Origin of the sequence: Streptomyces anandii JCM 4720 (genome assembly GCF_014650655.1) — a bacterium.
GTDB lineage: Bacteria > Actinomycetota > Actinomycetes > Streptomycetales > Streptomycetaceae > Streptomyces > Streptomyces anandii.
The window spans coordinates 230,331-233,292 of record NZ_BMVJ01000005.1; the positions used below are offsets into that span (position 1 = coordinate 230,331).

The window sequence follows — 2,962 nt, forward strand, 5'->3', positions numbered from 1 at the left end:
GTGGTGCGGCGCGTCCGTGGTGCTGGCGACGGCCGGGGGCCGGCGCGGGCGACGGGCCGCCGCGTCGGCCCTGGCGGCGCTGACGGTGGCACAGACCGTCTCCAACGGCCTGTGCAAGCACCTGGTCCGCAGGCCCCGGCCGCCGAAGGAATGGGTACCGCACGACGAGGTCGAGGACCGCCCCGAGTCGTCGTCGTTCCCCTCCGGACACACCGCGGCCGCGGCGGCGTTCACCGCCGCGGTCTTCTCCGCCTGGCCGCTCGCGGGTGTCCTGTGCGCGGTCCCGGCGGCTCTGGTGGCCGTGGAGCGTGTGCAGAGCGGGGCCCATTACCCCACGGACGTCGCCGCGGGAGCGGTGATCGGTCTGGGCAGCGCCTGGATCGTCCGGCACGGCCCGGAAATGGCGAAGGCAAGGAGATTCCTCTCCTTGCCTCTCTCAACTTATAGCGCACCGGGGGGCTTGCGGCAAGGCCCGGGTCGGGGCGCAGAATCGTCGGCCGAGCCCGCAACCTGCGAAAACGGTGGGGACGGCGTCTGACGCCGTCGACGTGTGCGGCCGGCAGCCCGGAAGGTATGCGCAGTGATCGAGCAGTACGTGTGGGACCTCCGAGAGATCGACGACAGGAAGGCCGCCGTCGTCGGCGGCAAGGGGGCGAACCTGGGCCGGCTGTCGCGCATCGCGGACGTGCGCGTGCCGGCGGGCTTCTGCGTGACGACGGACGCCTTCCGGCGGATCATCGCGCAGGCGCCGTCGATCGACGACCGGCTCGACGAACTGTCCCGCCTGAGCGCCGGCGATCCGGACGCCATCCGGACGCTCAGCGCGGAGATCCGGCGGACCATCGAGGAGACCGCCGTCCCGGACGACCTCGCGGCGCGGATCACGAGCGCGCTCGTCCGCCACGGCGAGCGGGCCGCCTACGCCGTCCGGTCCAGCGCGACGGCGGAGGACCTGCCGACGGCCTCGTTCGCGGGCCAGCAGGACACCTACCTGAACGTCGTGGGGCGAAAGGCGGTCCTCCAGCACATCAGGCGGTGCTGGGCCTCCCTGTTCACCGAGCGGGCCGTCGTCTACCGCCGGCGCAACGGCATCGACCACCGCGCGGTGTCCATGGCCGTGGTCGTGCAGCGGATGGTCTTCCCCCACGCCGCCGGCATCCTGTTCACCGCCGACCCCGTGACGGGCGACCGCAGGACCGCCACCGTGGACGCCGGGTTCGGCCTCGGTGAGGCCCTGGTCTCCGGCGTGGTGAACCCGGACGTCTTCAAGGTGCGGGACGGCGAAGTCGTCGCCGAGACCATCGCCGCCAAGCAACGCGCCGTTCACGCCCTGCCGGGCGGCGGTACGCGCGAGACGGCGCTCGACTCACGGCGGCGGGAGCAGCCGGCGCTGACGCATGAGCAGGTCGTCCGGCTCGTCAGCCTCGGGCGGCGGATCGAGGCGCACTTCGGCCGTCCGCAGGACATCGAATGGTGTCTGGCCGACGACGACTTCCACATCGTCCAGAGCCGGCCCATCACCACGCTGTTCCCCGTCCCCGAGAGGGACGACGAGGACAACCACGTCTACGTGTCCGTCGGCCACCAGCAGATGATGACCGACGCGATGAAGCCACTGGGGCTCTCCATGTGGCAGTCGACCGCCATGGTGCCGATGTACGCCGCCGGCGGGAGGCTGTTCGTCGACGTCACGCGGCGCCTGGCCTCGCCCGCGGGCCGCGCCGCACTCCTGGACCTGGTAGGGAAGGGCGAACCGCTGGTCAGGGACGCACTGGAAACCGTCCTGGACCGAGACGACTTCGTCCCCTTGCTCCCGGACGCGGACGCCGGCGGGCCGCCGGCCGGCGGCGCCCCCGCGCCGATCGACACCGATCCCGCCGTCGTCGGCGCGCTCATCGAGCGCAGCCGGGCGTCCGTCGCCGCCCTCGCGCGTGAGATCCGGACGAAGAGCGGACCGGAACTGTTCGACTTCCTGCCGGTGGCCTTCGAGGAGCACAAACGAGTGCTCAGCGATCCGCTGAACATCCAGGCGATCATGGCGGGCATGGAAGCCACGTGGTGGCTCAACGACAAGCTGTACGAGTGGCTCGGTGAGAAGAACGCGGCCGACACACTCACCCTGTCCGCCCCCGGCAACATCACCTCGCAGATGGGTCTGGATCTGCTCGACGTCGCGGACGTGATCCGCCCGTATCCCGAGGTCGTCGAGTTCCTGCGGAGCGTCGAGGACGACGGCTTCCCGTACGAGGGCTCGCTGTACGACGCCTTCCTGGACGAGCTGGCGAAGCTCACGGGCGGGGCCCGAGCGCGCGCCGCCATCGAGGGCTACCTCGACCGGTACGGCATGCGCTGCGCCGGCGAGATCGACATCACGAGGCCGCGCTGGCGCGAGCGCCCCACCACGCTCGTACCCGTGATCCTCGACAACATCAGGAACTTCGAACCGGGTGCCGCCGAACGGCGCTTCGAACAAGGGCGCCAGGAGGCGCTGAAGAAGGAACAGGACGTACTGGCACGCCTGCGGGCCCTGCCGGACGGCGGGCGGAAGGCCGACGAGGCCAAGCGGATGATCGACCGGGTCCGGACCTTCATCGGCTACCGGGAGTACCCCAAGTACGACATCGTCAGCCGCTACTTCCTCTACAAAGAGGCTCTGCTGCGGGAGGCCGGGCGCCTCGTGGCAGCCGGTGTGCTCGGCGACGAGGAGGACATCTTCCACCTCACCCTCCAGGAACTCTCCGACGCCGTGCGCTCGAAGCAGGTGGACGGCCGGCTCATCGAGCAGCGCAAGGACGCCTTCCGGTCGTACCGGGCGCTCACCCCGCCCCGGGTGCTGACATCGGACGGCGAGTGCCTCAACGGGGCGTACCGGCGCGACGACGTGCCGGCCGGCGCCCTGGTCGGGCTGCCGGTGTCCGCCGGGGCCGTCGAGGGCAGGGCCCGGGTCGTCCTCGACATCGCG

2 protein-coding genes are annotated in these 2,962 nt (G+C 71.4%); both read left to right on the forward strand.

Annotated elements, in window-relative coordinates:
• Positions 1–538, forward strand: a 538-nt coding sequence (locus IE249_RS11865) for a phosphatase PAP2 family protein (protein WP_229858198.1), incomplete at its 5' end; no start/stop codon positions are given.
• A 42-nt stretch (positions 539–580) separates the two neighbouring features.
• On the forward strand, positions 581–2,962 hold a 2,382-nt coding region (gene rph / locus IE249_RS11870; protein WP_229858201.1), incomplete at its 3' end, for a rifamycin-inactivating phosphotransferase.